This is a genomic window from Streptomyces sp. NPDC126499 (assembly GCF_040302485.1).
Classification (GTDB): Bacteria; Actinomycetota; Actinomycetes; order Streptomycetales; family Streptomycetaceae; genus Streptomyces.
The window spans coordinates 43,973-64,543 of the sequence record NZ_JBEOUO010000007.1; the positions used below are offsets into that span (position 1 = coordinate 43,973).

Consider the following 20,571-nt stretch of genomic DNA (forward strand, 5'->3'; position numbering starts at 1 on the left):
CGGGGGCCAGGGGGCCGGGGTCCGGACCTGCGGCCCAGGCGCGCGGCGCCGCCTCGCCCGCTACCGCTCCGTGTACGTCCCCCGGACCACCACCACCGGGCACGCCGCGTGCTGCGCCACGTTCGTCGAGACGGAGCCCAGGAAGGCCGCCTTGAAGCCGCTGTGGCCGCGGTCGCCGACCACGAGGAGTTCGGCGCCCTCCGACTGGTCGACCAGGGCCTGGACGGGGTTGCCGGCGACGACCGTGCGGGTGACCCGGGCGGCCTGGTCGGGGGTGAGGGCCTTGTCGAGCGACTCGTCCAGGATCTTCTTGGCGAGCTGCTCCGGGTCGAACCCGGGCGGCACGCCAGGGAGGGCCGTCGCCCAGGTCGCCGGGTACTCCCAGCTGGTCACCGCGTGCAGGGAGTCCCCGGTGAGCGCCGCCTGCCCGGCCGCCCACTTCAGCGCCTTCAGGGACGGCGCCGATCCGTCCACGCCCACCACGATCCTGCCGCTCATCACAGACCTCCGTCTCGCCGTAGGGGAAGCTTCGAGGACGTGTCCAAGCCCGCCCGCCCCCGTACGGCCGACCGCTCAGTCCAGTCGCAGATCGGCCAACTGCCGCTCGAACGGGACGATCTCGTCCTCTTCGGCCCTTCTTCCCGGGCGCGCCGCGACCATGTCCGCGAACTCGTTCCCCGCCCGGGTGATCCGGGCCGGCAGGCCCTCGGTGTACTCGTCGCCGCCCGAGCCCCAGTCCTCGGACGCGGCGTAGACCGCGGTCGGTGCGACGAGGGCCCGCAGGTAGGCGAAGAGCGGGCGCAGGGCGTGGTCGAGCACGAGGGAGTGGCGGGCGGTGCCGCCGGTCGCGCCGACGAGGACGGGTGTGCCGGTGAGCGCGGTCGGGTCGAGCAGGTCGAAGAAGGACTTGAACAGACCGTTGTACGAGGCCGTGAAGACCGGGGTGACGGCGATGACCCCGTCCGCGCCGGTCACCGCGTCGACGGCCTCCTGGAGCTTCCCGGAGGGGAAGCCGGTGACGAGGTTCTTGGCGATGTCGACGGCCAGGTCGCGCAGTTCGACGACCTCGACGTCGACGGCGTACTCCTGCTCGGCCAGCCGGTGGCGGGCGGCCTGGAGCAGCCGGTCGGCGAGCAGGCGGGTGGAGGAGGGGCTGCTGAGTCCGGCCGAGACGGCGACCAGCTTGAGGGTGCGCATGACTTAGGCCTCCTTCTTGAGTACGGCGGGGTGGAGCGGGGCGGTCTCCGGCACGCCGGCCGGCCGCAGTTTCGCGAACTCTTCGCGCAGCACCGGGACGACCTCCTCGCCGAGCAGGTCCAGCTGCTCCAGGACGGTCTTCAGGGGCAGGCCCGCGTGGTCGATCAGGAAGAGCTGGCGCTGGTAGTCGCCGACGTACTCCCGGAAGGACAGGGTGCGTTCGATGACCTCCTGCGGCGAGCCGACGGTCAGCGGGGTCTCGCGGCTGAACTCTTCCAGGGAGGGGCCGTGGCCGTAGACGGGCGCGTTGTCGAAGTACGGGCGGAACTCCCGTACGGCGTCCTGGGAGTTCTTGCGCATGAAGACCTGGCCGCCGAGGCCGACGATGGCCTGCTCGGGGGTGCCGTGGCCGTAGTGCGCGTACCGCTGGCGGTAGAGGCGGACCATCTTCTCGGTGTGCTGCTTGGGCCAGAAGATGTGGTTGGCGAAGAAGCCGTCGCCGTAGTACGCGGCCTGCTCGGCGATCTCCGGGGAGCGGATGGAGCCGTGCCAGACGAACGGCGGGACGCCGTCCAGGGGGCGCGGGGTGGCGGTGAAGCCCTGGAGCGCGGTGCGGAACTTCCCCTCCCAGTCGACCACGTCCTCCCTCCACAGCCTGTGGAGGAGCGCGTAGTTCTCGATGGCGAGCGGGATGCCCTGGCGGATGTCCTGGCCGAACCACGGGTAGACCGGGCCGGTGTTGCCGCGGCCCATCATCAGGTCGACCCGGCCGTCGGCGAGGTGCTGGAGGGTCGCGTAGTCCTCGGCGATCTTCACCGGGTCGTTGGTGGTGATCAGCGTCGTCGAGGTGGACAGGATCAGGTTCTCCGTGCGGGCCGCGATGTGTCCGAGGAGGGTGGTGGGGGAGGACGGCACGAACGGCGGGTTGTGGTGCTCGCCGGTCGCGAAGACGTCCAGGCCGACCTCCTCGGCCTTGAGCGCGATGGCGACGGTGTTCTTGATCCGCTCGTGCTCGGTGGGGGTGCGGCCGGTGGTGGGGTCGGTCGTCACGTCACCGACGGTGAAGATCCCGAACTGCATCGTGCTCACCTCTCGCGGGGCTGTATTGGTTGAATCTTAAACCGTCTCGTCCAACGGTGCCACCTCCCTCCCTATTCCTGCTGCTCCCCCACATCGGGCAGAACGCCCGAATCAGCCGCTGAGGGGCCTGTTTCCGCCCTCCCGTAAAGTCGGCCGATGTGAACGCCGCGATATCGGAGCAGCCGGAGCCGTCGGACCTCCTGGAGGAGCCGGGTCCCTCGGAGCAGCCGGAGCCGTCGCAGGAGCCCCGCCAGGTGGTGTCGGTCGTCGGGATCGGCGCCGACGGCTGGGACGGACTGCCCGAGGCCTCCCGTCGCACCCTGCGCGCCGCCGAGGTGCTGATCGGCGGCCCCCGCCAGCTCGACCTGCTGCCCGCCGCCGACTGCCCCGGCACCCGCGTCGCCTGGCCGAGCCCCCTGCGCCCCGCCGTGCCCGGCCTGCTCGCCGCCCACGAGGGCCGTCGCGTCGCCGTCCTCGCCAGCGGCGACCCCTTCTTCTACGGGATCGGCCGCACCCTGACCGAGGCCCTCGGCCCCGACCGGCGTGCCGCCCTCCACGTCCAGCCGCACCCGTCCTCCGTCTCGTACGCCTGCGCCCGGCTCGGCTGGCCCCTGGAGGCCACCGAGACGCTCTCCCTGGTCGCCCGGCCCCTCGACGCGCTCACCGCGGCCCTCCACGACGGCCGCCGCCTGCTGCTGCTCGGCGAGGGCCCCGACTCGCCCGCGAAGGTCGCCGCCCTGCTGCGGACACGCGGCTGGGGCGGCACCCGGATCCGGGTCCTCGAACAGCTCGGCGGCCCGCGCGAGCGGCTCCTCGACGGCACCGCCGCCGACTGGCCGCACGAGCGGGCCGACGCCCTGCACGTCCTCGCCCTCGACTGCGTACGCGACCCGGGGACGCTGCGGCTCGGCACCACCCCCGGCCTGCCCGACGAGGCGTACGAGCACGACGGCCAGCTCACCAAGCGCTACGTCCGCGCCGCCACCCTCGCCGCGCTCGCGCCCGCCCCCGGCGAACTGCTCTGGGACGTCGGCGGCGGCTCCGGCTCCATCGGCGTCGAATGGATGCGGGCCCACCGCGCCTGCCGGGCCGTCGCCGTCGAGAAGTCGCCCGAGCGGGCCGCCCGTATCGCCCGTAACGCGGCCGCCCTCGGCGTGCCGGGACTGAAGGTGGTCACGGGCGCCGCCCCCGAGGCCCTGGCCGGTCTGGAGGCCCCCGACGCGATCTTCATCGGCGGCGGCCTGACCGTCCCCGGCCTGCTCGACGCCTGCTGGGACGCCCTCCCGGCCGGCGGCCGGCTCGTCGCCAACACGGTGACCCTGGAGTCCGAGGCCCTGCTCGCCGCACGTCACCGGCGCCACGGCGGCGAGCTGATCCGGCTCGCCGTCGCCGCCGCCGTGCCCGTGGGCGGCTTCACGGGCTGGCGCCAGGCCATGCCCGTCACCCAGTGGTCCGTCATCAAGGAAGAGGAAGCATGACCGTCTACTTCATCGGCGCGGGCCCCGGCGCGGCCGACCTGATCACCGTGCGCGGCGCGCGGACCCTGGCGAAGTGCGGGGTCTGCCTCTACGCCGGTTCCCTCGTGCCGCGCGAGCTGCTCGCCGAGTGCCCGCCGGACGCGAAGCTGGTCGACACGGCGAACATGGACCTCGACCAGATCGTCGCCGAGATCGCCGCCGCCCACGAGGCGGGCCAGGACGTGGCCCGGCTGCACTCCGGCGACCCGTCCGTCTTCAGCGCCATGGCCGAGCAGATGCGGCGCCTGGACGCGGCCGGCATCCCGTACGAGGTCGTGCCCGGCGTGCCCGCCTTCGCGGCCGCCGCCGCCGCGCTCAAGCGGGAGCTGACCGTCCCGACCGTCGGCCAGACCGTCATCCTCACCCGCATCGCCCAGCAGGCCACGCCGATGCCAAAGGGCGAGGACCTGGCCACCCTCGGCCGCAGCGGCGCCCTGCTCGTCCTCCACCTCGGCGCCCGCTACGTCGACCGGATCGTCTCCGAGCTGGTCCCCCACTACGGCGCCGACTGCCCGGCCGCCGTCGTCGCGATGGCCAGCCGGCCCGACGAGGTCGTGCTGCGGGGCACCCTGGAGGACATCGCGGACCAGGTGAAGGCGGCCGGCATCACCAAGACCGCCGTCATCGTCGTGGGCCGTACGCTGGCCGCCTCGGAGTTCCGAGACAGCCACCTCTACGACCCGGCCCGGGACCGCCACACCTGCTGAACGGCCCCCGGGGCCGGTCACCGGCCTTCGGCTCAGGAGTTGGGCCGCTTGCCGTGGTTGGCCTTGTTGCCCTTACGGGCCCGGCGCTTGTTGCCGCGCTTCGACATGGGTTCCTCCCTTGGGCGTGTTCTTCAGGGGGCTCTGCCCTGCCGAGCCTAGGGTCGCGCGGCAGGGCCCGCACGTCGGCTGTCAGTGCCGTGCGCTGCAATGGGTCCGTGACCGTCTACGACGTGGCCCGGACGCTGCCGGGCATCGGGGAACTGCGCGACCACTGCCGTGGGCTCGCGATGCTGGACGCGGTGCTGAGCCCGGAGTGGGAGGACCGGTACTACTCGTTCGCCCAGGACACGGCGACGATGCGGAACGGGCAGGGCGACGAGTTCAGGATCGTCTTCTCCCCGGCAGGTGCCTACGCGGAGGGCTTCGACCACGAGTCGCCGATGAGCCCGTGGGCGCGGAGCGACGTGCCGGTCGTCTGGCCGGGCGTTCTCGACTCCGTGCCGGACACCTTCCGGCCGTACGTCTCCGAGGGCGAGGACGGCGAGGCGCCGGCCGTCACCTGCTGCCTGTGGCGCGAGACCGCCGACCCCGCCTGGCGGACCGGCACTATCGACTTCCCGGCCCGGGACGGAGACGAGCCCGACGGCGCCGAGTACGTCTTCGAGCTGCTCGTCGACCGCTCGGCGGAGGCGTACGCGGAGTGGACCTCCGACTACTACGAGACCGACGTCGACGTCGACGCCGTCCGCCACGTCCTCGCCCTGCGCCCCCTGACGGCGGCGGTCGTCGCCGCCCTCAACCCGGACGTGGAGCTCGCCGGCCTCGCGGAGGACATGGCGGAGATCGGCTACCCGGCGGGCCGGACGGATCCCACGACGCCCGCCGGGCGCGGCAGCGCGCCGTGGCCCACCGGCCCCATGGGCGACATCGAGCTTCCCGACCTCGGCCTTCCGGACCTTCCGCACGACCACGAGGGCGACCTGCGAGGCTTCGAAGCCCCCTGACGCCCCACTGATCAGGACCCGCTCCGGGCCGCCCACTCCGGCGCCAGCACCGCCATCACCGTCGCGTCCACCCGCTCGCCCTCCCACAGCAGCGCCCCCCGCAGGGTGCCCTCCGCGCGGAAGCCGGCCTTCTCGTAGGCGCGGCGGGCGCGCGGGTTGAAGGCGTAGACCTCCAGCCACACGCGGTGGAGGCCGACGGCCTCGAAGGCGTGGCCGACGATCAGGCGGGTCGCCTCCGTGCCGAGGCCGCGGCCGATGCCGGCCGGGGTGAAGCAGATCCGGAAGGCGCAGCTCTCGTTGTCGGGGTCCCACTCGTTGAGCACGGCCTCGCCCACCACCCGCCCCGTCGCCCGCTCCACCACCGCCAGGTCCAGCCGGTCGGCCTGGGCGCCCCGCGACCCGTACCACTGGCGCAGCGCCGGCTCGTCGAAGCCGGTGTGGCAGCCGGTCAGGCGGGCGATCTCGGGGTCCTCGAACATCGGCAGGAGCGCGGGGACGTCGTCCTCGGTGACGGGGCGGAGGACGACGAGGTCGCCGGTGAGGGTGGGCTTGTGGGAGAAGTCGGCCATCGGGAGATTGTCGGGGCGGGGCAGCCGGCTTGTCGTGCCGTTTTACGGCCCGCCACCGCTGTACGGCTCCGTGTACGGCGTGGCCACCGGGTCACGGGCCCGCGACCGCCCTCCGTGTCAACCGCGCGGCGGTCCCGCGACCGTCCTGTACGGCTCCGCCACCGCGTTAAGGACCCGCGACCGCGTTACGGCCCGGCCCCGCCACCGCCGAGCGCCCCACCACGACCCCCGCCCGGTCGATGCACACCACGTCCACGGCCACCGGCGCGCCCCGCAGCACCGACAGGGCCTCGTCGCGGGCGCGGGCGGCGACGAGGTCGCCGAGGGGGACGCCGGCGGTCTCGCAGAGGCGGAGGGCGGCGAGGCCCGTGTTGGCGGCGGCGATCTCCTCCGCCAGTGACGCGGACGCGCCGCCCGTGCGGGCAAGCTCGGCGAGGAAGGTCTTGTCGACCTGGGAACGGGCGGAGTGCAGGTCCAGGTGGCCGGCGGCCAGTTTGGAGAGTTTCGCGAAGCCGCCGCAGATCGTGAGCCGGTCCACGGGGTGGCGGCGGACGTACTTGAGGACGGCGCCCGCGAAATCGCCCATGTCGAGCAGGGCGATCTCCGGCAGGTCGTACAGCTCGGTCACCGTCCGCTCGGAGGTGGAGCCGGTGCAGCCGGCGACGTGGGCGAGGCCGGCGGCGCGGGCCACGTCGACGCCGCGACGGATGGAGTCGATCCACGCGGAGCAGGAGTAGGGGACGACGACGCCGGTGGTGCCGAGGATGGACAGGCCGCCGAGGATGCCGATCCGGGGGTTCCAGGTGGAGCGGGCGATCTCGGCGCCGTTGTCGACGGAAATCGTGATCTCCACGTCGCCCGTGGCGCCGTGCGCCGCCGCGACCTGTGCCACGTGCGCGCGCATCATCTGCCGGGGAACCGGGTTGATCGCCGGCTCGCCCACCTCCAGCGGCAGTCCGGGCAGGGTGACCGTACCCACGCCCTCGCCGGCCCGGAACACCACACCGGAGCCGGCCGGCAGGAGCCGTACCGTCGAGCGGATCAGCGCCCCGTGCGTGACGTCGGGGTCGTCGCCCGCGTCCTTCACGACGGCGGCCATGGCGGCGCCCGACGGCCCCAGCTCCTCCGCCGCGAGCGCGAAGGCCGGCGTCTGGCCCTTGGGCAGCGTGATCGTCACCGGGTCCGGGAACTCGCCGGTGAGCAGCGCCGTGTACGCGGCGGTCGTCGCCGCCGTCGCGCAGGCACCGGTCGTCCAGCCGGGCCGCAGACCGGTGTGCTTGAGTTGGGCCGCACGCCCGCCGGAACTCATGAACGGACTCCCAGGATCCCCATGCACGTACTCATCCTCGGCGGGACGACCGAGGCCCGCGCCCTGGCCGGGCTGCTGCACTCCGGGCTGCTGCACTCCGGGCCGCCGCACCCCGGCCTGCCGCCCGCCGACCTGCCGCACCCCGGCCTGCCGCCCGCCGACCTGCCGCACCCCGGGCTTCGCGTCACCAGCTCGCTCGCCGGGCGGGTCGCCGCGCCCCGGCTGCCGGTGGGTGAGGTGCGGATCGGCGGCTTCGGCGGCGCGGAGGGGCTCGCCGCGTGGCTGCGGGAGCACGCCGTGGACGCGGTCATCGACGCCACCCATCCCTTCGCGGAGCGGATCAGTTTCAACGCGGCCCGGGCGGCCGCCACCGCCCATGTTCCCCTGCTGGCGCTGCGCCGCCCCGGCTGGGTCCCGGTCGAGGGCGACGACTGGCACGAGGTGGCGTCCCTCGACGAGGCCGCGGCGGCCCTCGACGGCCTCGGCGACCGGGTCGACCGGGTGTTCCTCACCACCGGCCGGATGGGCCTCGCGGCCTTCGCGGGGCGGCCCGAGTGGTTCCTGGTCCGCTCCGTGGACGCGCCCGAGCCGCCGATGCCGGCCCGGATGGAAGTCCTCCTGGACCGGGGGCCGTTCACGCTGGAGGGGGAGCGGGAACTGATCGCCCGCCACCGCCTCGACGTCCTGGTGACGAAGGACAGCGGCGCCGCCGCCACCGCCCCCAAGCTGGCCGCCGCCCGCGAGGCCGGCCTCCCGGTCGTGATCGTCCGCCGCCCGCCCGTACCGGAGGGGGTGCCGACGGCCTCGACCCCCGAGGAGGCAGCGGCCTGGCTGCGCGCGACAGGCACCGTCGGGGGCCGTTCAATGGAGGAATGAGGACCGTTCGACGGCTTGCCGCGGCGGGGCTGACGGCGCTGCTCGGCGCCACGGCGGTCGCTCCCGCCGCTTCCTCCGCCGCTCCCGCCGCCATTCCCTCCGCCGTTCCCCCGTCCGCCACCCCCGGGCCCACGCCGCCACCGGCCCAGCCGCCGCCCGAGCTCGACGACGCGGAGGTCCGGCGGGCCGTCGACCGGCTCGACGGGGTGGTCCAGGCGGCCATGAAACGCACGGGCGTGCCCGGCGTGGCCGTGGCCGTCGTCCACGACGGAAAGGTGCTCCACCTCAAGGGGTACGGCGTGCGGAAGGCCGGCGAGAAGGCCGCCGTCGGCGCCGACACCGTCTTCCAGCTCGCGTCCGTCTCCAAGCCGATCGCCTCCACGGTCGTGTCCGGCGCCGTGGGCACCGAGGGCTGGAACAGGCCCGTCGCGCCGCACCTGCCGGGCTTCCGCCTGGCGGACCCGTGGGTCACCTCCCACGTGACGGTCGCCGACCTGTTCGCGCACCGCAGCGGCCTGCCCGACCACGCCGGGGACCTGCTCGAAGACCTCGGCTACGACCGGGCGTACATCCTGTCCCACCTGCGCCACGAGCCGCTGGCACCGTTCCGCGCGAGCTACGCCTACACCAACTTCGGCCTGACGGCGGCCGCCGAGGCCGTCGCCGACGAGAAGGGCGTGCCCTGGGAGAAGCTCGCCGAGGACGTCCTCTACGAGCCGGCCGGCATGGACTCCACCAGCTCCCGCTTCGAGGACTTCGCCAAGGCCACCGACCGGGCCTGGGGCCACGTCAAGGCCGGCGGCGCCTGGCAGGCGCGGTACGTCCGGGACCCCGACGCCCAGTCGCCGGCCGGCGGCGTCAGCTCCACCGCCCGCGACATGGCGACCTGGCTGCGGCTGCAGCTCGCGAACGGCACCCTCGACGGCCGGAAGATCATCGACGCCGAGGCCCTGCAGCGCACCCACTGGCCCGAGTCCGTCGCCAGCCCGCCCCGCGCCCCGGCCGGCCACACCGGCTTCTACGGCCTGGGCTGGAACGTGAGTTACGACGACGAGGGCAGGCTCAAGCTCTCCCACACCGGAGCGTTCGCGCAGGGCGCGCACACCAACGTCACGTTGCTGCCCGGGGAACAGCTCGGCATCGTCGTCCTCACCAACGCCGCACCGGCGGGCGTCGCCGACGCCGTCGCCCTCGACTTCTTCGACATCGCCCAGACCGGCGAGGTCAGCCGCGACTGGCTCCCCCTCGTGGACGCCCTCTACCGGCAGCAGGAGAACGAGGCCCGGTCGACGACCGACTACACCCGCCCACCCCGCGACGCCCCACCGGCGAAGCCCACCGCCACCTACACCGGCACCTTCGCCAACGCCTACTACGGCCCCGCCCGGATCACCGCCGGCCCGGACGGCGCCCTGACCCTCCACCTGGGCCCGGAGCCCCGGACGTACCGCCTCACGCACTACGCGGGCGACACCTTCAGCTTCGAGACCACCGGCGAGAACGCCGTCGGCCGCACCGGCGTCACCTTCACCCCGGACGGCAGGTCCTTCACCGTCGAGTACCTGGACAGGGAGGGCCTGGGGACGTTCGCCCGCGGCGCCGGGAGGTAGCGGGACGGCGGACAGGTGGGTGCGATCGCGAACGCGGTGGAGGAGGGCCATCCCGAACCATGGCTGGAAAGCGCGGCTCTGCGCTTTGCTTTCGATCACGCGGGGGCGAGGGCGCGCTAGTCTCCCTCTGCCATTGCAGGTCACGTGTGCACGGGGGGTACACATGGGGTGGGATCTCAACATCTCGCCGGAGGAGTTACGGGCTTCGGCCGGCGCCGCCGACACCTTGGCGACGGACCTGAGAGGGCCGTTACGCACGGCGGTCGGCGAGGGGAGACCGGACGTGACCAGAAGGTGGGCCAGGTCTGTGGTTCCGTTCAGGGGGGCTGCGCCGGTCCTCGTACCGACGCTCGTCCTCCTGCTGGGAGGCTGTGTCTCCGATGACGGCAAGAACGATCCGCTGCCCAGGAAGAGCCGGGAGAAGGCCCAGGCATGGGCCGAACACTGGACCGAATCGATGGCCCGTACCGCGAAGGCGGAGATCGTACCGGCGACGCATCAGGCGAACTTCACCGACTGCTTGGGAAAGAACGGTGAGTCGGCGGACGACGGCCGGTTCACGCTGATGTACAACGTCCGAGCCAAGCTTCCTCAGGCGGAACAGGAAGAGGGCATTCGGGCCATCACAACCGAGCTCAAGGCCCAGGGGTTCAGGATCGTCGGGTCCGTCAGTGACGCATCGGCCGCGCGGGGCCGCTATCTCGTCCAGGCCGAACACCCGAATGACCGCCAGTACGTGAGCGCGGGAGACGTGTCGGACGAGCTGATCAGCCTCAGCGTGGACATCCCCTGCCTCCTGCCGCCGGGTGTCGAGCAGCAGGAGCTCTGAGGGCATCGGTTTACACCCCTCGCCCATGACTGAAGGAGTGCCGGGCCATGCCCCCGTTCCGCAGGGCCTCGCTCGCCCTCGTACCGACGCTCGTCCTCCTGCTGGGAGGCTGCATGTCCGACGCCGGCAAGAACGAGCCCTTGCCCCGGATGAGCAAGGAGAAGGCCGAGGCCTGGGCCAAGCACTGGACCGAGTCCATGGCCCGCACCGCCGAGGCGGAGATCATCCCGGCGGACCGGCAGGCGAATTTCCACGACTGTTCCGGGAGGAACGGTGAGTCGGCCGACGACGGCCGGTTCGTCTTGATGTACGACGCCCGTGCGAAGCTGCCCAGGGCCCGGCAGGCGGCCGGAATCCGCGCGATCAGGGAAGAGCTCGAGAAACGCGGCTTCGAGATCGTCGGCTATCGATCCGATCCGACGATGGACCCCGCGAACCTGGTGGATGCCAAGCAGCCGAAGGAGCGCTTCTTCGTCAGTGCCGGGGACCTGGACGACGAGCTGATCACTCTCATCGTCCATACGCCCTGCCTCCTGCCGCCCGGCGTCGAGCAGCAGGAGTTCTGACGGGCGCGTCCGGCCCGCGGCGTCAGCCGTAGCGCCGCGGGGTCCACGCGATCGTCCGGCCGTCGGCGCGTTCCGTGACGCGGGTCTGGGAGGAGCCGATGAGGAGGAGGGTGCGCATGTCGACCTCGGTCGGGTCCAGGGTCTTCAGGGTGAGGACCCGGACCGACTGCTCGGGGCCGCCGACGTCGCGGGCGACGACCACCGGGGTGTCGGGGGAGCGGATCTCCAGGAGGAGGTCGCGGGCCGCGGCCACCTGGTGGGTGCGGGAGCGGGAGCCCGGGTTGTAGATCGCGAGGACCAGGTCGGCTTCGGCGGCGGCGCGCACGCGGGTGGCGATGACCTCCCAGGGCTTGAGCCGGTCGGAGAGCGAGATGGTGGCGTAGTCGTGGCCGAGGGGGGCGCCCGCCGCGGCGGCGGCCGCGTTCGCGGCGGTCACGCCCGGCAGGACCCGCACCGGCACGTCCGCGTACCGCTCCTCCGACGCCACCTCCAGGACGGCCGTCGCCATGGCGAACACGCCCGGGTCGCCGCCCGACACGACGGCGACCCGCCGCCCGCGCCGGGCCAGGTCGAGGGCGAACTCCGCCCGCTCCGACTCCACCTTGTTGTCGGAGCCGTGCCGCCGCTGACCGGCCCGCAGCACCGGCACCCGGTCCAGGTACGTGGTGTAGCCGACGAGGTCGTCGGCGTTGACCAGCGCGCCCCGCGACTCCGGGGTCAGCCAGGGCGCCCCCGCCGGTCCGGTGCCGACCACCACGACCTCGCCGACCGTCTCCCGCGACTCGGGGGCGACCGCGTCGATACGGGAGGGCAGGACGGCCACCGAGAAGTACGGCACGGTCGACGGGTCCACCTCGGACAGCGCGTCCGTCCGCTCGCCCGGCATGAACGCCCGCTCCACGTACCGCGCGTCCTCCAGGCGCCCCGCCCGCTCCATGGCGCGCCGCACGGTCGGGAAGGTGCGGCCGAGCTTCATCACGACCGCCGAGTCGGTGGCCGCGAGACGGGCGGTCAGCTCGTCCTCCGGCAGCGTGCCGGGGATGATCGTGAGCACTTCCTCCGCCTCGCACAGCGGCTCACCGAGGCGGGCCGCGGCGGCGCTGACCGACGTGACGCCGGGGATCACGGTCGTCTCGTAGCGGTGGGCGAGCCGCTTGTGCATGTGCTGGTACGAGCCGTAGAACAGCGGGTCGCCCTCCGCGAGCACGGCGACGGTGCGGCCCGCGTCCAGGTGGGCGGCGAGCCGGGCCGACGCCTCCTCGTAGAAGTCGTCGAGCGCACCCCGGTAGCCGCCGGGGTGGTCGGTGGTCTCCACCGTGAGCGGGTACATCAGCCGCTCCTCGATGTGGTCCTCGCGGATGTGCTCGGCGGCGATGGACCGGGCGATGGACCGGCCGTGGCGCGCCGAGTGGTACGCGATCACGTCGGCCTCGGCGATGGCGCGGACGGCCGCCACGGTCATGAGGTTCGGGTCGCCGGGGCCGAGCCCGACGCCGTAGAGCCTGCCGGTGGTGGTGCCGCTCATGCCTGGATCTCCGCTTCGTGCGCTATCGCGTTGATGGCGGCGGCGGTCATCGCGCTGCCGCCGCGCCTGCCCCGGACGACGAGGTAGTCGAGGCCGAGGGTGTTCTCCGCGAGGGCGTCCTTGGACTCGGCCGCGCCGATGAAGCCGACCGGTATGCCGAGGACGGCGGCGGGCCTGCCCGCCCCCTTCGCGATCATCTCCAGGAGGTGGAACAGCGCCGTCGGCGCGTTGCCGATGGCGACCACGGAGCCCTCGAGACGGTCCCGCCACAGCTCCAGGGCCGCGGCCGAGCGGGTGGTGCCGAGCTCGACGGCGAGGGCGGGCACGGACGGGTCGGACAGGGTGCACAGCACGTCGTTGTCGGCGGGCAGCCGCTTGCGGGTGACGCCGCTGGCGACCATCTGTGCGTCGCACAGGATGGGCGCACCGGCGCGCAGCGCGGCGCGGGCGGCGGTCACGACACCGGGGGAGTGGGCGACGTCCTTGACGAGGTCGGTCATGCCGCAGGCGTGGATCATCCGCACCGCGACCTGGGCGACGTCGGCGGGCAGGCCCGCGAGGTCCGCCTCGGCGCGGATCGTGGCAAAGGAGCGGCGGTAGATCTCCGCGCCGTCCTTCTCGTACTCGAACATCCTGTTGCTCTCGCTCATCTCGTGGTGCGGGCAGTGGCGACTGCTTCGGTCAGGGAGGTACGGGGGATGGGGGCGCCGTCCACCAGGTAGTCGCCGTCGCCGACGGCGAGGACGTCGACCCAGGCGCCGTGCGGGTGCCCGCAGCGGCGTTCGCACCCCGAGTAGTGCACCGGCAGCCCCCCGCCCGGCGCCCGCCCGGCGTCGGCCCGCACATCCGCCAGCGCCTTGCCGCACCCGGGCCGCCCGGTGCAGGCGCTGACCCCGGCGAGGGGTGCGGCGGGCGACGTGACGAGCCCGAGCGCGGCGAGTCGGCGGAGCCGGGCGTGCGGGGTGGCGTCGCCGGTGACGGTGACGGTGACGTGGGTGGGGATGGGGGCGGGCTGTTCCGGGCCGTGGCCGGCGCCGGGCACGGGGACGGGAGTGGCAGCGGAAGGAGCGGTGCCGCCGGGCGGGCCGGCGGGCCGTTCCGGGCCGTGGCCGTCGCGGGCGTCGGCCGGCCGGTGGTCGGCGGGGGCCGGTCCGGGCCCGCCGGGGGTGAGGGTGGGCTGTTCCGGGCCGTGGCCCTCGCGGGGCGCCTGGAGGCCCATGCCGGTCTCGGCCTGGGCGTCGGCGTCGCGCGGGGTCGCCTCCACGACGACCCTCCCGCGCCACGGCGTGAGCCCGGCCTCGGCCCGGGTGTCGGCGTCGCCCGGGGCCGCCTCCACCACGACCACCCCGCGCCACGGCGTGAACCGCAGCTCCTCCGCTCCGGCGGCCAGGGCGCGCAGCTGGGCGGCGGTGAGGCGGCCGAGGGGGGCGAGGACGTACAGGCCGTTGGCGCCGAGAACCCCGGGCGCGGGCGGTTCGCCCTGCGGGAGGCTCGCGTCCGGTACGGGCTCCCCCGCGATGCCGGCGCGTGCGAGCGCGCCGGCCACGTCGAGCGCCGTCCCCGGGGGCAGCTCCCGCACTCGCCAGGCCCCGTTTCCGGCCGCTTCCGCCGCCGCCAGGAACGCCTCGGCACCGGCGAGCGCGGCCCGCGCGGCGTCCTCCCCCGCGACCCAGAAGCCCTGCCCCCCGGCGTGCAGCAGCGCCCCGCCCGCCTCGGCCCCCGCGCGCGCGGCCCGCGCCGCGTCCTCCCCGGCGACCCAAAAGTCCTGCCCGCCGGCGTGCAGCAGGTCCTCCCCCGCGCCCCGGAAGCCCTGCCCCCCGTCGCGCGGCAGCGCCCCGCCCGCCCCCACTGCGATCAAGGTCACATCCCCGCCGAGCCCCGCCACGTCCCCGTGGCCGTCGTCCAGGACGAAGAGGAAACGGCCGGAAAGCGCCGCTGTCCAGGGCTCCGCGCAGAGCAGGGTGTCCAGGGCGCGGGCCCACAACTGGGCCGCTCCGGGGCCCAGTCCGTCGAGGCCGGCGGCCGGGGAGGCGACGATGTTGCGGACGCGTTCGTGGCTGGGGGAGGGCAGCAGGCCCGCGTCGTCGAGGAGGGCGGCGAGGCGGGTGCCGCAGTCGTCGGCGAGGCCGCGCAGCTCGGCGTTGCCGCGTGAGGTGATGCTGATCCGCCCGTCGCCCAGGGTCTCCGCCGCCAGGGCCAGCGCCTCGGCCTGACGCACCGTCAATCGGCCGCCGGGCAGCCGCAGTCGGGCGAGGCGGCCGTCGTCGGCGGGGTGCAGGCGCAGGGCCCCCGGACAGGCGTCGCCACGGTCCCGTATGCGAGCTTCGCCCGGTTCGGGCGTCGAGGGTGGGGTGGGCGGCATGGCGGCGAGCATACCCACGGGAAACCGGCCGACCACCGGGTGTGATCCGGCCGACTCCCCGGCCCCCTCCGGCCCGGCGACCGCACGATCTAGGATGCAGACCGGCATGGGGTCCCAGGGCCCCGGGGAGGAAGCCCGGTGAGAATCCGGCGCGGTCCCGCCACTGTGAGCCGGTCCGGCCCGCGCGCCAGCGCGACCCGCGGGACCGGTGAGCCAGGAACTCCCGCCGTCCACACGACCACCCGGGGCGCGGACAACCCCGAGGAAGGGCCCGAGCTGCCATGCTCCTGCTGCTGTCGCACTCCGACACCGACCTGCTCAGCGCCCGCGCGGCCGGTGGCCCGGTCCCGTACCGGTTCGCGAACCCCGCCCGGCTCCCCCTCGACGACCTCCCGGGCCTCCTCGACGGCGCCGAGCTCGTCGTCGTACGCCTCCTCGGCGGTCTGCGGTCCTGGGAGGAGGGCCTGGACGCGGTCCTCGCCGCCGGAAAGCCGGTGGTCGTGCTCAGCGGCGAACAGGCCCCCGACGCCCAGCTGATGGAGACGTCCACCGTCCCCATCGGCGTCGCCACCGAGGCCCATGCCTACCTCGCGCACGGCGGCCCGGCCAACCTGGAGCAGCTGGCCCGGTTCCTCTCCGACACCGTCCTGCTCACCGGCCACGGCTTCGAGGCCCCGGCGCCCGCCCCCACCTGGGGCCCGCTGGAGCGCACGCCCAAGGTCACCGAGGGCCCGGTCGTCGCCGTGCTCTACTACCGCGCCCACCACATGAGCGGCAACACCGCCTTCGTCGGCGCGCTGTGCGACGCGATCGAGGAGGCCGGCGGGCAGGCGAAGGCCCTGTACGTGGCGTCCCTGCGCGCTCCCGAGCCGGAGCTGCTCGACGCCCTGCGCGGCGCCGACGCGATCGTGACGACGGTCCTCGCCGCGGGCGGCACCAAGCCCGCCGAGGCGCAGGCCGGCGGAGACGAGGAGGCCTGGGACGCGGGCGCGCTCGCCGCGCTCGACGTGCCGATCCTCCAGGCGCTGTGCCTGACCGGCTCCCGGTCGGCGTGGGAGGAGAACGACGAGGGCCTCTCCCCGCTGGACGCCGCCAGCCAGGTCGCCGTCCCCGAGTTCGACGGCCGCCTCATCACCGTCCCGTTCTCCTTCAAGGAGATCGACGAGGACGGCCTCCCGGCGTACGTGGCCGACGCCGAGCGCGCCGCCCGCGTCGCCGGCATCGCCGTCCGCCACGCCCGCCTGCGGCACATCCCGAACGCCGAGAAGAAGCTCGCGCTCGTCCTCTCCGCGTACCCCACCAAGCACTCCCGCATCGGCAACGCCGTCGGCCTGGACACCCCCGCCTCCGCCGTCGCGCTCCTCAGGCGCCTCATCGCCGAGGGCTACGACTTCGGGCCGGAGGGCGAGATCCCCGGCCTGGTGTCCGGCGACGGCGACGAGCTGATCTACGCCCTGATCGAGGCCGGCGGCCACGACCAGGACTGGCTCACCGAGGAGCAGCTGGCCCGCAACCCGGTCCGCATCCCGGCCGCCGACTACAAGCGCTGGTACGCGCGGTTGCCGAAGGAGCTGCGTGACGAGGTCGAGGAGCACTGGGGCCCGCCGCCGGGCGAGATGTTCCTGGACCGCTCCCGCAACCCCGAGGGCGACATCGTGCTCGCCGCGCTGCGGCGCGGGAACCTGCTGATCCTCATCCAGCCGCCGCGCGGCTTCGGCGAGAACCCGATCGCGATCTACCACGACCCCGATCTGCCGCCGTCCCACCACTACCTGGCGGCCTACCGCTGGATCGCCGCCCGCGCCGAGGACGGCGGCTTCGGCGCCGACGCCATGGTGCACCTGGGCAAGCACGGCAACCTGGAGTGGCTGCCGGGCAAGAACGCGGGCCTGTCCGCCGCCTGCGGCCCGGACGCGGCCCTCGGCGACCTGCCGCTGGTCTACCCGTTCCTGGTCAACGACCCGGGCGAGGGCACCCAGGCCAAGCGCCGGGTCCACGCCACCCTCGTCGACCACCTCGTGCCGCCGATGGCCCGCGCCGAGTCGTACGGCGACATCACCCGCCTGGAGCAGCTGCTCGACGAGTACGCGCAGATCAGCTCCATGGACCCGTCGAAGCTGCCCGCGATCCGCGCCCAGATCTGGACGCTGATCCAGGCCGCGAAGCTCGACCACGACCTGGGCCTTCAGGACCGGCCCGACGACGACGGCTTCGACGACTTCCTGCTGCACGTCGACGGCTGGCTGTGCGAGGTCAAGGACGCCCAGATCCGTGACGGTCTGCACGTCCTCGGCGGCGCCCCGACCGGCCCCGAGCGGGTGAACCTGGTCCTGTCCATCCTGCGCGCCCGCCAGATCTGGGGCGGCACGCAGGCCCTGCCCGGACTGCGCGAGGCCCTGGGCCTCGACGAGTCGGCGGCCACCCGCTCAGGCGCCGACGAGGCCGAGGCGACGGCGCGCGCGCTGGTCGAGGCGATGGAGGCGGCCGACTGGTCCGTGGACGCTGTCGAGACCGTCGCCGCCGACCACGGCCCGGACGTGGCGGCCGTGCTGCGCTTCGCCTGCGAGCAGGTCGTGCCGCGCCTCGCCGCCACCACCGACGAACTCACCCACGCCGTCCACGCCCTGAACGGCGGCTTCGTCCCGGCCGGCCCCTCCGGCTCCCCGCTGCGGGGCCTGGTCAACGTGCTGCCGACCGGCCGCAACTTCTACTCGGTCGACCCCAAGGCCGTGCCGTCCCGCCTCGCCTGGGAGACCGGCCAGGCGCTCGCCGACTCCCTCCTGGAGCGCTACCGCGCCGACAACGGCGAGTGGCCGACCTCCGTCGGCCTGTCCCTGTGGGGTACGAGCGCGATGCGCACCGCGGGCGACGACGTCGCCGAGGCGCTCGCCCTGCTGGGCGTCCGCCCGCTGTGGGACGACGCCTCCCGCCGCGTCAACGGCCTGGAGCCCATCCCGCTCGCCGAGCTGGGCCGCCCGCGCATCGACGTGACGCTGCGCGTCTCCGGCTTCTTCCGCGACGCGTTCCCGCACGTCATCGGGCTGCTCGACGACGCCGTCCGGCTGGTCGCGGGGCTGGAGGACGAGTCGGCCGAGGACAACTTCGTACGGGCCCACGCGCAGGCGGACCTGGCCGAGCACGGCGACGAGCGGCGCGCCACCACCCGCATCTTCGGCTCCCGGCCGGGGACGTACGGCGCGGGTCTGCTCCAGCTGATCGACTCGCGCGACTGGCGCACGGACGCCGACCTGGCCGAGGTGTACACGGTGTGGGGCGGTTACGCGTACGGCCGCGGCCTGGAGGGCCGTCCGGCGCGCGCCGAGATGGAGACCGCGTACAAGCGGATCGCGGTCGCGGCGAAGAACACCGACACCCGCGAGCACGACATCGCCGACTCCGACGACTACTTCCAGTACCACGGCGGCATGGTGGCGACCGTGCGCGCGCTGCGGGGCACGGCCCCGGAGGCGTACATCGGCGACTCGACCCGCCCGGAGACGGTCCGCACCCGCACGCTCGTCGAGGAGACCTCGCGCGTCTTCCGCGCCCGCGTGGTGAACCCCCGCTGGATCGAGGCGATGCGCCGCCACGGCTACAAGGGCGCCTTCGAGCTGGCGGCGACGGTCGACTACCTCTTCGGTTACGACGCCACGACGGGCGTGGTCGCCGACTGGATGTACGACAAGCTGACCGAGGCGTATGTCCTCGACCCGGAGAACCAGGCCTTCCTGAAGGAGGCCAACCCGTGGGCGCTGCACGGCATCGCCGAGCGGCTCCTGGAGGCCGAGTCCCGCGGCATGTGGGAGAAGCCGGACCCGGAGATCCTGGCCGCGCTGCGGCAGGTCTTCCTGGAGACGGAGGGCGACCTCGAAGGCGGCGCGGACGGCGCGGACGACTGAGCCGGGGCGCGGACGACCGAGGCAGCTGAGCCGACTGGGTTACGATCCGGGCGTGACCTGGGGTGGGGTGGTGGGCGTGCGTGCCCGTGGAACGGTGATGGCGGCGACGGTGCTGGGCCTCGGCATGGTCCTGGCGGCCTGTTCGGGCTCCGGCTCGGGCGACGGCGACGGGGGCAAGGCGCCGAAGCCGCGCGTCACGTCGAACGCGCCGACGACTCCGGCGACCACTCCGGCGACCACTCCGGCGCCGGAAGCGACGCCGAGCGCCGGCATCCCCACCAGCCCGACCACCGCGCCGCCCCGCCCGGGCGTCAAGCCCAGCCGCCCGGTGTGGGAGAAGAAGACGCTGCCGCCGCAGAAGAAGAGGTCGTAGGCACCGGCGTCACGAGGAGTCCTTCGCGCCGGCCGCCGTCTTCGGACGGCGGCCGGCGCGTTTTCGTGTGCCGCGACGGCCATGACCGCGCACAGGGCTGACGCACAGCGCGATTGTTCTAGTAGAGTGCTAACAACTAGAACCAAGGGGGCTTTCCGTGAACCGTCTCCGTCCGCTCACCGCCGCACCGTTCCTCCTCGCGCTCGCCGTCCACCTGCTCCTGCTCGCCCTCTGGCACGACCGCCTCCCGGACCCCCTGGCCACCCACTTCGCCGCCGCCGACGGCGGGACGGCCGACGGATTCACCGGCCTGGCCGCCTACACCGCCCTCAGCTCCGCCCTCTTCCTCGCCTGCGGCACCGGCTGGACCCTGCTCATCCGCCGCGCGGCCCTCTGGGGCGCCTGGGCCACCGCGGGCTTCCTCGGCGGACTCCTCGTCCTGCTGCTGCGCGGCAACCTCGACGCGGCCGAGGCACCCGAGGTCCGCTATCCGCTCGCCGTCCTCTCCCTGGCGGCCGGCGCCGCCGGGCTCGCCGCCCTCACCGGCCTGGCGCTCACCCGGCTCGTACCACCGGAGCCCGCGACGCCGCCCGCCGAGCCGCGCGCACCCCGCCTCGCGCTCGGCGCGCACGAGCTCGCCGGCTGGTCCCGCGCCACCGGCTCCCGCCCGCTCACCGCGCTCGCCGCCGCCTTCCTCCTCACCGGCCTCGCCGGCGGCCTCCTCGCCCTGTTCCTCGCGCCCTGGCCGTACACGCTGATCGCGGCGGCCGGCCCGGTCGTCGGCGTGCCCGGCCTCGCCCTGTCCCGGGTCCGGGTCACCGTCGACCGGCGCGGGCTCACCGTCACGCCGTCGCTGCTGCCCCGCCCGCGCCTGCGGATCCCGCTCGACGACGTGGTCTCGGCGACGGTCCGGCACGTCGACCCGGTCGCCGACTTCGGCGGCTGGGGCTACCGCGTCCGCGCCCACCGCACCGGCCTCGTCCTGCGCTCCGGCGAAGCCCTCGTCGTACGCCGCGGCAACGGCCGGGAGTTCGCGGTCACCGTCCCCGACGCGGAGACGGCCACGGCCCTCCTGAACACCCTCGCCGAGCGGGCCCGCGCGGACGGCGCGAACCACCCGCCCGCCGCGCCCGGTGAGAGGATCTGAC

At 74.3% G+C, this 20,571-nt stretch carries 19 protein-coding genes and 1 riboswitch; of the genes, 10 read left to right on the plus strand and 9 right to left on the minus strand.

Annotation, left to right across the window (positions count from 1 at the left end; genetic code table 11):
• Nucleotides 1-60: 60 nt before the first annotated feature.
• The 3 genes from ABTZ91_RS12100 to ABTZ91_RS12110 form a co-directional block, all read right to left on the minus strand.
• The gene (locus ABTZ91_RS12100; RefSeq protein WP_352077035.1) at nt 61-498 is read right to left on the minus strand and encodes a universal stress protein; all 438 of its coding nucleotides are present in this window, start codon (nt 496-498) and stop codon (nt 61-63) included.
• Nucleotides 499-573: 75 nt separating this feature from the next.
• Entirely contained in the window at nt 574-1,197 is a 624-nt protein-coding gene (locus ABTZ91_RS12105; protein ID WP_352077036.1) for an FMN reductase, read from the minus strand.
• 3 nt (nt 1,198-1,200) lie between these two features.
• Complete coding sequence (locus tag ABTZ91_RS12110) at nt 1,201-2,277, minus strand: LLM class flavin-dependent oxidoreductase (RefSeq protein WP_352077037.1); 1,077 nt, start codon at nt 2,275-2,277, stop codon at nt 1,201-1,203.
• Between the two features lie 254 nt (nt 2,278-2,531).
• Between ABTZ91_RS12110 and cbiE the strand changes: the two genes are divergently transcribed.
• Complete coding sequence (cbiE, locus tag ABTZ91_RS12115) at nt 2,532-3,755, plus strand: precorrin-6y C5,15-methyltransferase (decarboxylating) subunit CbiE (protein WP_352077278.1); 1,224 nt, start codon at nt 2,532-2,534, stop codon at nt 3,753-3,755.
• Nucleotides 3,752-4,501, plus strand: a complete 750-nt coding sequence (cobM, locus tag ABTZ91_RS12120; RefSeq protein ID WP_352077038.1) for a precorrin-4 C(11)-methyltransferase — start codon at nt 3,752-3,754, stop codon at nt 4,499-4,501. The genes cbiE and cobM overlap by 4 nt, the downstream gene beginning before the upstream one ends.
• 32 nt (nt 4,502-4,533) lie before the next feature.
• On the opposite strand, the gene ABTZ91_RS34150 is transcribed toward cobM, so the two are convergent.
• Entirely contained in the window at nt 4,534-4,608 is a 75-nt protein-coding gene (locus ABTZ91_RS34150) for a 50S ribosomal protein bL37 (protein WP_407077949.1), read from the minus strand.
• Nucleotides 4,609-4,716: 108 nt separating this feature from the next.
• On the opposite strand from ABTZ91_RS34150, the gene ABTZ91_RS12125 reads away from it, so the two are divergent.
• Nucleotides 4,717-5,505 carry a hypothetical protein gene (locus ABTZ91_RS12125; protein ID WP_352077039.1) on the plus strand — a complete coding sequence of 263 codons (789 nt, stop codon included), beginning with the start codon at nt 4,717-4,719 and terminating at the stop codon, nt 5,503-5,505.
• Between the two features lie 11 nt (nt 5,506-5,516).
• Here the strand turns inward: ABTZ91_RS12125 and ABTZ91_RS12130 are convergent, their stop codons facing one another.
• Together ABTZ91_RS12130 and ABTZ91_RS12135 are read right to left on the minus strand one after the other, a co-directional pair.
• On the minus strand, nt 5,517-6,074 hold the full coding sequence (locus ABTZ91_RS12130; RefSeq protein WP_352077040.1) for a GNAT family protein: 558 nt from the start codon (nt 6,072-6,074) through the stop codon (nt 5,517-5,519).
• Between the two features lie 166 nt (nt 6,075-6,240).
• Nucleotides 6,241-7,383 (minus strand): cobalt-precorrin-5B (C(1))-methyltransferase, encoded by a 1,143-nt coding sequence (locus ABTZ91_RS12135; protein WP_352077041.1) that lies wholly within the window; start codon nt 7,381-7,383, stop codon nt 6,241-6,243.
• Between the two features lie 21 nt (nt 7,384-7,404).
• Here ABTZ91_RS12135 and ABTZ91_RS12140 point away from each other — a divergent pair, with 21 nt between their 5' ends.
• The 4 genes from ABTZ91_RS12140 to ABTZ91_RS12155 all read left to right on the plus strand — a co-directional run bounded on the left by ABTZ91_RS12140 (nt 7,405) and on the right by ABTZ91_RS12155 (nt 11,264).
• Complete coding sequence (locus ABTZ91_RS12140) at nt 7,405-8,259, plus strand: cobalt-precorrin-6A reductase (protein ID WP_352077042.1); 855 nt, start codon at nt 7,405-7,407, stop codon at nt 8,257-8,259.
• Entirely contained in the window at nt 8,256-9,869 is a 1,614-nt protein-coding gene (locus ABTZ91_RS12145) for a serine hydrolase (protein ID WP_352077043.1), read from the plus strand. The genes ABTZ91_RS12140 and ABTZ91_RS12145 overlap by 4 nt, the downstream gene beginning before the upstream one ends.
• 163 nt (nt 9,870-10,032) lie before the next feature.
• Nucleotides 10,033-10,698, plus strand: coding sequence for a hypothetical protein (locus ABTZ91_RS12150; protein WP_352077044.1), 666 nt, complete (start codon nt 10,033-10,035; stop codon nt 10,696-10,698).
• 47 nt (nt 10,699-10,745) lie between these two features.
• Nucleotides 10,746-11,264 (plus strand): hypothetical protein, encoded by a 519-nt coding sequence (locus ABTZ91_RS12155; RefSeq protein WP_352077045.1) that lies wholly within the window; start codon nt 10,746-10,748, stop codon nt 11,262-11,264.
• A 22-nt stretch (nt 11,265-11,286) separates the two neighbouring features.
• Here ABTZ91_RS12155 and cobJ read toward each other — a convergent pair whose 3' ends face one another.
• The 3 genes from cobJ to ABTZ91_RS12170 are packed head-to-tail and all read right to left on the minus strand — an operon-like array spanning nt 11,287 to nt 15,151.
• Nucleotides 11,287-12,789: a precorrin-3B C(17)-methyltransferase gene (cobJ, locus tag ABTZ91_RS12160; protein ID WP_352077046.1), complete on the minus strand. Its 1,503-nt coding sequence runs from the start codon at nt 12,787-12,789 to the stop codon at nt 11,287-11,289.
• On the minus strand, nt 12,786-13,439 hold the full coding sequence (locus ABTZ91_RS12165; protein ID WP_352077047.1) for a precorrin-8X methylmutase: 654 nt from the start codon (nt 13,437-13,439) through the stop codon (nt 12,786-12,788). The genes cobJ and ABTZ91_RS12165 overlap by 4 nt, the downstream gene beginning before the upstream one ends.
• The gene (locus ABTZ91_RS12170) at nt 13,436-15,151 is read right to left on the minus strand and encodes a cobalamin biosynthesis protein CobG (protein ID WP_352077048.1); all 1,716 of its coding nucleotides are present in this window, start codon (nt 15,149-15,151) and stop codon (nt 13,436-13,438) included. The genes ABTZ91_RS12165 and ABTZ91_RS12170 overlap by 4 nt, the downstream gene beginning before the upstream one ends.
• A gap of 127 nt (nt 15,152-15,278) precedes the next feature.
• Nucleotides 15,279-15,374, plus strand: a riboswitch (cobalamin riboswitch).
• Between the two features lie 58 nt (nt 15,375-15,432).
• Between ABTZ91_RS12170 and cobN the strand changes: the two genes are divergently transcribed.
• The 3 genes from cobN to ABTZ91_RS12185 all read left to right on the plus strand — a co-directional run bounded on the left by cobN (nt 15,433) and on the right by ABTZ91_RS12185 (nt 20,570).
• A complete protein-coding gene (gene cobN, locus ABTZ91_RS12175; protein ID WP_352077049.1) occupies nt 15,433-19,050 on the plus strand; it encodes a cobaltochelatase subunit CobN in 3,618 nt (1,205 codons plus the stop codon).
• A 52-nt stretch (nt 19,051-19,102) separates the two neighbouring features.
• Complete coding sequence (locus tag ABTZ91_RS12180; protein ID WP_352077050.1) at nt 19,103-19,423, plus strand: hypothetical protein; 321 nt, start codon at nt 19,103-19,105, stop codon at nt 19,421-19,423.
• A 157-nt stretch (nt 19,424-19,580) separates the two neighbouring features.
• Entirely contained in the window at nt 19,581-20,570 is a 990-nt protein-coding gene (locus ABTZ91_RS12185) for a hypothetical protein (protein WP_352077051.1), read from the plus strand.
• Nucleotide 20,571 lies beyond the last annotated feature (1 nt).